The organism is Candidatus Allofournierella excrementigallinarum, from assembly GCF_944388085.1.
GTDB lineage: Bacteria > Bacillota > Clostridia > Oscillospirales > Ruminococcaceae > Allofournierella_A > Allofournierella_A excrementigallinarum.
In genome coordinates this window covers 1-6483 of record NZ_CALXHK010000080.1, presented here as the reverse complement: position 1 = coordinate 6483, position 6483 = coordinate 1, and the positions used below count along the sequence as shown (strand labels likewise).

Sequence of the window (6483 nt, the reverse complement as noted above, 5' to 3'; positions counted from 1 at the left end):
GCTGCCAGGGCAGCACCAGCCGGAAGAACTGGTCGCGGGCAGAGCGGATGGGCCCGATGTCGGGGATGTTGTTATAGCCGGTAAAGAGGGCCATGAAGCGGGTGATGCCGCCCTCCACCTTGATCTCAAAGAGCATGTCCGCTTCCGACAGGCCCCGCTGGGGCCGGCACTGGGTGATGTTGTTCACCATCACCGCGGTGATGCGCTGGCCCTCGGCGTAATCGGCAGTTTTTTCGTAGCCGGTGAGCACGTTGGCGTCGTAGGGTTCGGGGGTAGGCTCGGGGGTGGCTTCCACAGCGGGTCCGCCGCCGCCGGAAGTAATGGTCTCGCCGCCGCCGCAGGCGGTGAACAGGCCGGCCGACATGGCCAGCGCCAGCAGGATGCACAACAAACGCTTCATTGCGTTGCCCCCTTGTATTCGGTTTTATTGAAGGCGGTCAGCACGCCGCCTCCTCGTCTGTTTCATTATAACAGACCGCCTGCGCAGGGGCAACCGTTCGGGGCAGCCGCATTTCCGCCGCTGCAAAGCGGCAGCGCAGCGCTTCGCACAGGGCGCATTGCAGCAGGGCGAGCCCCCCCTGGGCCAGAAGTCCGGTCTTTATGGCCAGGTCCCGCCCGGCGCACGGGGCGGTGAGGAAGGCTTTGCCCATCTCCGAAAGCTGCCCGGCGGCCTGGCCCCACCAGGAAAAATCGCTCCAGCGGGTGGGGGTGAGCCAGGAAGGCCAGGCCGAAAGAAAGGCGGGCAGCGCCAGCGCCGCCGCCCCCAGCAGGGCGAAGAACGCCGCGTCCCGGGCGGGGAAGGAAAGGCGCGCCGCCCGGCGCACCAGTGCAGCCGCCAGCACTGCCGCCCCGAAGGCCAGCGGCAGCCACGCCAGCCCCCGCGCCAGCGCGGCGGGCAGGGGGGTGTAGAGCCGCCAGCCCGGCTCGGGCAGGCCGCTTTTCACAAGGCAGGCGTCCACCCGGGCCGCCGGATCCCCGCCCGCGCCCTCCTCCAGGGGCAGCTCTGCCGCTGTGAAGGCGGCGTCCGCCTTCGGCAGCAGCGCGACGGGCTCCTCGCTCTCGAACACGCCCCGCACGGTGTATTCCGCCGTTTCCTGAAAGAGGGTCAGGCCCACCGCGTCCTCGCTGCCGAACAGCTGCCAGGCAAGGGCGGTGGACACCGCGCAGCCGCCGGCGTCCAGCGGGGAGGGCATGCTGCCGGAAAGGCACTCCGCCCCCCACACCAGGGACGCGTTTCCCCGGTAATACAGCACGGCGGCCTCGGCCTGCCGCCAGAGGGAGCCAAGGGAAGCAGTCTCCTCGCGCCAGAAGGTGAGGCCCGGCTGCTTTTCCCGGGCGGCCTCGGCCGTTTCGGCGGCGATGGGCCGGCGCCAGCGCAGGCTGACGCTTTGGCAGTTGGCGGCCAGGGCGTCGGCGTTTTTCATGCCTGCGGCGGTGAGCAGCGCCAGCGCCAGCGCCGCAAGGGCCGTGAGCGCCCGCCTCATTCTTCCAGCCTCACCGACGCGCCGGGGCTGACCGCGCGGGTGGAGGAAACGATGACTCCGCCGCTGATGGAGCCCTCCACCGCGGCGTACTGGCCGTCGCTGTCCACCTCTTTCACCGTCACCGGCACCCGCAGGGCGGTGAGGGAGAGGCCGAAGGCGTTTTGGGTCTCCTCCACCGCCAGCACATAGCTGCCCTGGCCGTCCTGCCGAAGGGCCGACACCGGCAGGCAGAGGTCGTAGGCGGTGCGGGAGAACACCAGCTCCGCCTGGGCGGTGCCCGCCTTAAAGCCCGCCGCCGTTTCGTCCAGCACCGCCGTGACGAGGCCCGTCTGCTTTTCCTCGTCCAGTTCCACCCCGCGCACCACGGCCCCGGCGCTGACGGAGCCCTGGGTGACGGTGACCGACAGCCCGGCGGTGATCTTTTCCGCCTGCTCGGCGGGCAGCGTGAACTGCACCAGCATCTCGCTGTCCTCTTTGGCCAGCTGCAGGCACTCCCCTTCCGGGCAGGGCTGGCCCTGCTCCAAATCGCACACCGTGAGCAGGGTGCTGCGAGGGGCGCGCACCAGGCCGCCCGCCTCCACAAGGGAGGCGAGCAGGTCGATCTTTTCGTCGTTCTTTTCCTTTTCCAGCCGCAGGGCCTCGGCCTCGGCGGCGTTGGTCCGGGCCGTCAGCGAGGCGCTGGCCTGGGCCTGGGAATAGGCCTCGTTTGCCTGGGCAAGGCTGCTCTCGGCGTTTTCCACGCTGCGCTTCGCCGAGAGCAGCAGGTCCTCCCGGTCGGCCTCGGCGCCGCTCACCGCCTGTTCTGCCCCGGAAAGGGCCGTCTCGGCCTCTTCCAGCGCCCCGCGGGCCGCCGCCAGCTCCTCGTCGGTGGGGGCGGGGTCGGCCCGGCTTTCCAGCTCTTCCAGCGCTTTGGCCGCCTCGTCCCGGGCCGTTTGGGCCGACGCGAGGGAGGCCCGGGCCTCGTCCACCGCCGCGGCGGTGCGTTCATCGGTGCGGGTGTAGTCCTCTTTTGCCCGGTCCAGGCCCTGCCGGGCCGAGGCCACAGAACTGCCGTCCGGCGTGGTGGACGCGCTCAGCCTCGCCAGCTGCGCCTCCTGCTGGGAGCGGGCGGCCTTTGCGGCGGCCAGCTCGTCCTGCAACTGCTCCAGATCCAGCAGAAGGATGGCGTCCCCCTCTTTCAGCTGCTGGCCGGCGGCGGCGTAAACGGCGCGCACCGTCACGCCCGCGGGCAGTTCCAGCGCCCCGCTCTCCCCCGCCGTTATCTCGGCGGAGGCGGAGGCTTTCTGGACGATGGTGCCCCGGCCCGGCGCGGCGAGGCTCACCCGGGGCAGGGCCGCGCCGGAGGTGCCCCGGGCCGCCAGGGTGAGCACCACCATGGCGGCGAAAAATCGCAGGGCCCAGCGCCCCGCCGCCTGCTTTGAGAGGGCGGCGGTCAGCTTTTTTGCCCCGCGGGCCGCCGCCGGAAAAAGTTCCTTTGTTTTGTTCACACAGTTCATCCCATCACATTCCATCGTTGGTTTGAGCGGAGAGGCCGATGCCTCCCTCCAGATATCTGCGCCCCGCCATGAACAGCAGCAACGGCGGGGCCAGCATCATCAGGCTGGCCGCCATGGCAAGGCCCAGGTCCTCCACCGTGATGTTGGAAAGGTAAAGGCTCAGGGGCCAGTTGGATCTGTCCTGCAAAAACATCATCGGCTGCTCGATGGCGTTCCACGCCTCGATAAAGCCCAGGGTGGCCGCGCTCAGAACGGCAGGCAGGCCCAAGGGCAGCCCCACCGAGAAAAAGCTGCGCAGGGGGCCCGCGCCGTCCAGCGCGGCGGCCTCCAGCAGGCTTTGGGGCACGGCGTCGAACCCCTTTTTGATGATGAACACCGGGAAGGCGGAGAACACCCCCGGCAGGATCACCGCGAAGGGGGTGTCCATCAGGCCCAGCTTATCCAGCACCAGGTAGTTGGGCACCATGGTGATCTGGAAGGGCAGCACCATCAGCACCAGATAGGCGGCATAGAGCGCCCGCCGCCCGGGAAAGCGCAGCTTGCTGAAGGCCCAGGCCGCCGGGGCCGCCACCGCCAGCTGCCCCGCCACCTGGGGAAACACCAGCTTGCAGGCGTTCCAGAACATGGCGAAGAACTCCGGCGTGTCCAGCAGAAGCTGCACCAGCGGCTGCAGGGTGGGCCAGCTGGGCAGAAGGCACCAGACGGCCGCCTGCTCTTTCTCGCTTTGCAGCGCCGGGCCGATGGTGGCCAGCAGCTCTCCTTCGCCGGTGAGCGCCCCCATGCCCATGAACCACAGCACCCACCAGGTGAACAGCGCCAGCAGCGTGAGGGCGGCCAGGCAGAAGAATCGTTTCAGCATCGTTTTTCCTTCCTTTGCAGCCGGCGGCGCAGCGCCCACAGCGCCCCCGCCCCGGCCAGCATCACGCCCACCACGATCACCGCCGCGGCGGTGATGCGCCCCAGTTCCAGGCTGAGGAACCAGTTGTTGAACAGATGCTGCAAAAGATACATGCTCTCGTGGGGATAGGCCCCCGCCACGAGATAGGCCTCCCGGAACACCTTGAAGCTGTTGATGAGGCTCAACAGGGCGGTGAGGCCAAAGGTGGGCCCAAGGCCCGGCCAGGTGACGGCCCAAAAGGCCTGCCAGGCGTTCGCCCCGTCCACCGCGGCGGCCTCGTACTGGCTTTGGGGGATGCGCTCCAGCCCCGCGGCCCAGAGCACCATGTCGTAGCCACTGTTCTTCCACAGGTAGGTGGCGATGAGCACCCAGAAGGCCGCGCCGGTGCCCATGAAGTCCACCGGCTGGGCCCCCAGGCTTGTCAGCAGGGTGTTGGCAAGGCCGTTTTGGGCAAAAAGCACCTTCCACAGCAGCACGACGCTGGCCACCGGCACCGCCAGCGGCAAAAGGAAGCTGACGGAAAACACCTTTCCCCGCTTCCCCGCCGCCCGGACCAGCAGCGCCATGGCAAGGCTCAGCGCCAGCAGCGCCGGGATGCACACGCACAAAAAGCGGGCAGTGTTAGAGGCCGCCGTGCGAAAGGCGCTGTTGGCCAGCACCGTTTGGTAGTTGGAAAGGCCCACGAACCGCCGGCCCAAAGCGTCGGTGAAGCTGCGGCGCACCACCTCGAGAAAGGGCAGCAGATAAAACGCCGCGACGCCCGCAAGGCTGGGCGCCAGCAGCAGCGCCGCGGCCCGCCGCTCCTGCCGCAGGCCGGGCCGCAAAAGTTTATTGTTGTTCCGCGAGATAAAGCTTGAGCGCATCCTCCACCTCCGCCTGGGCCTGTTCCAGTGTGGCTTCGCCCCCGATGAGGGCTGTGGCTGCCTTCAAAAGGGCGTTGCCGACCGTCTCGTCCGGCATGGTGACCGGGGTCTTCAGCGCGTCCACGATCTGACGGACGTTCTGTTTCGTTTCGTCTTTTTTGCAGCAGGCGTTGATGCTGCTTTCCAGCGCATCCGCGCGCATCGGCATGCCGTCCTGCTGCCAGGTGGACTGCACCTCGTCGCCAAAGAGCACCGCCACGAACTGGCCCGCCTCGTTCTTGCGGGCGCTGGTTGCGGAAAGGCCCGCCATCACTTTGGGCAAAAAGGCCCCTTCGCACAGGCCGGGGCGCAGCGCCACCGTGTAGCCGTCGCCCTCACTGCGGGCCGCCGCCACATAGGCCGGGGTGGTCATGGTATCCCACGCCATGGCGGCGTTGTGGGTGAAAAAGCACTCGTAGCCGCCGTCGCCGTAGGCCACGGCCTCGCCGCCGGCCTCCCCCGCCACCACCGCGTTGGTCATCAGGTTTTTGTAGCCGTCCATGCCGTAATAGGCGCCCACCTGCTGCACGAAGTCCAGCACCTGCGCCGCCGCTTCGCCGTTCACGCCGTTCTCCGTCAGGGCCGGGGCGCTGGTCTCCAGCGCAAAGTCCAGCAGCTGCTGGATGCTGATGAAGCCCAGGCCGTAGGGTTCGTCCAGCGGCTCGTAGTAGTCCTTGCTCTGGCAGTCCCAGGCGGGGCGGGCGGCCTTTTCCAGCAGCCAGCCGGAAAGGCTTTCCTGGCTGGAGGCCGCCGCCAGGTCCGTCTCCGTGCCCGCCAGCACCGGCACGGCGAAGCGGGCGGGCAGCACGTAAACCGAGCCGCCCTCCCCCAGGAAGGGGCCGGCGATGTTGCCCGCAAGGGCCTCTGTGTCCACCCAGGAGGAGAGGTCCTCCAGAAGGCCCTGCTCCTGATAGACCTGCCAGTCCAGCCCGTCCAGGATGATCACGTCCGGGCCGGAACCCGCCAGCAGGGCGGTGTTCAGCGCGGTGATGGCGTCGGCGGCGGCCCCGCCGCTCTCCAGGGCGATCTGGTAGTCCACCGTGCGCTCGGGATACTGCGCCTCGTACTCGTTGATGGCCGCCCGCACGGTGTCGCTGTTTTCCAGGCTCCACACCACCAGCGCTTCGCCGCTGCCCCGGGCGGGGGCGGTCTCATCCCAGAACAGCCGATAGACATGGCCGCTGTAAGCAGTGTCGCCTTCCGGGTCGCTGCTGCTCTCCAGGCTCACCGCCAGAAAGCTTCCGTCGGCGCAGCGGGCAAGGCCCATCAGGCTGGCTTCGCCCGCCGAGAGCACAGTGCCCGCGCCGTCCACCACCAATTCCGCCAGATCGCCGCCCTTGGCCAGCCGATAGATCCCCTTCTGGGAGGCATAGTAATAGTTGCCGTCGCTGTCGGCGCAGGCGGCGAAGGCCGCGGCAGAGGCGTCGGGCAGGTTTTCAAACACGGTGGTCATGGCGCCGTCTGTGCCGGTGCGCATCAGATGCACGCCGCTCTCCTGATAGGAGAGGCTGTAAAACGCGCCGGGCTCGGTGGGGTCCGCCGCCATGCCGGAGATGTAGCTGCCCCCAAGGCCGCCCAGCAGCTCGGTCATCTCGGTGCACTCGCCGGTGGCAAGATCCAGCTTCCAGGCGCTCATCGCGCTCATCATGCCGTTTTCATCCACCAGCGCCGAGGGCGAGTCCTCGGCGGCGGCGACCAGGATG

6 protein-coding genes are annotated in these 6483 nt (G+C 68.5%); all 6 read right to left on the bottom strand.

Features of this window, described 5'->3' with window-relative positions; genetic code table 11:
- On the bottom strand, positions 1-400 hold a 400-nt coding region (locus ACH2AT_RS10520; protein ID WP_394965878.1), incomplete at its 3' end, for a DUF3048 domain-containing protein.
- A gap of 37 nt (positions 401-437) precedes the next feature.
- Positions 438-1484, bottom strand: a complete 1047-nt coding sequence (locus tag ACH2AT_RS10515; protein WP_394965876.1) for an ABC transporter permease — start codon at positions 1482-1484, stop codon at positions 438-440.
- On the bottom strand, positions 1481-2971 hold the full coding sequence (locus ACH2AT_RS10510) for a hypothetical protein (protein ID WP_394965875.1): 1491 nt from the start codon (positions 2969-2971) through the stop codon (positions 1481-1483). The genes ACH2AT_RS10515 and ACH2AT_RS10510 overlap by 4 nt, the downstream gene beginning before the upstream one ends.
- Positions 2972-2984: 13 nt before the next feature.
- Complete coding sequence (locus ACH2AT_RS10505; RefSeq protein WP_394965873.1) at positions 2985-3839, bottom strand: carbohydrate ABC transporter permease; 855 nt, start codon at positions 3837-3839, stop codon at positions 2985-2987.
- Positions 3833-4741 carry a carbohydrate ABC transporter permease gene (locus ACH2AT_RS10500; protein ID WP_394965871.1) on the bottom strand — a complete coding sequence of 303 codons (909 nt, stop codon included), beginning with the start codon at positions 4739-4741 and terminating at the stop codon, positions 3833-3835. Before ACH2AT_RS10500 ends, ACH2AT_RS10505 begins: the two co-directional genes overlap by 7 nt.
- The coding region (locus ACH2AT_RS10495) for an extracellular solute-binding protein (RefSeq protein ID WP_394965869.1) at positions 4707-6483 on the bottom strand (1777 nt) is incomplete at its 5' end. The genes ACH2AT_RS10500 and ACH2AT_RS10495, both read right to left, overlap by 35 nt.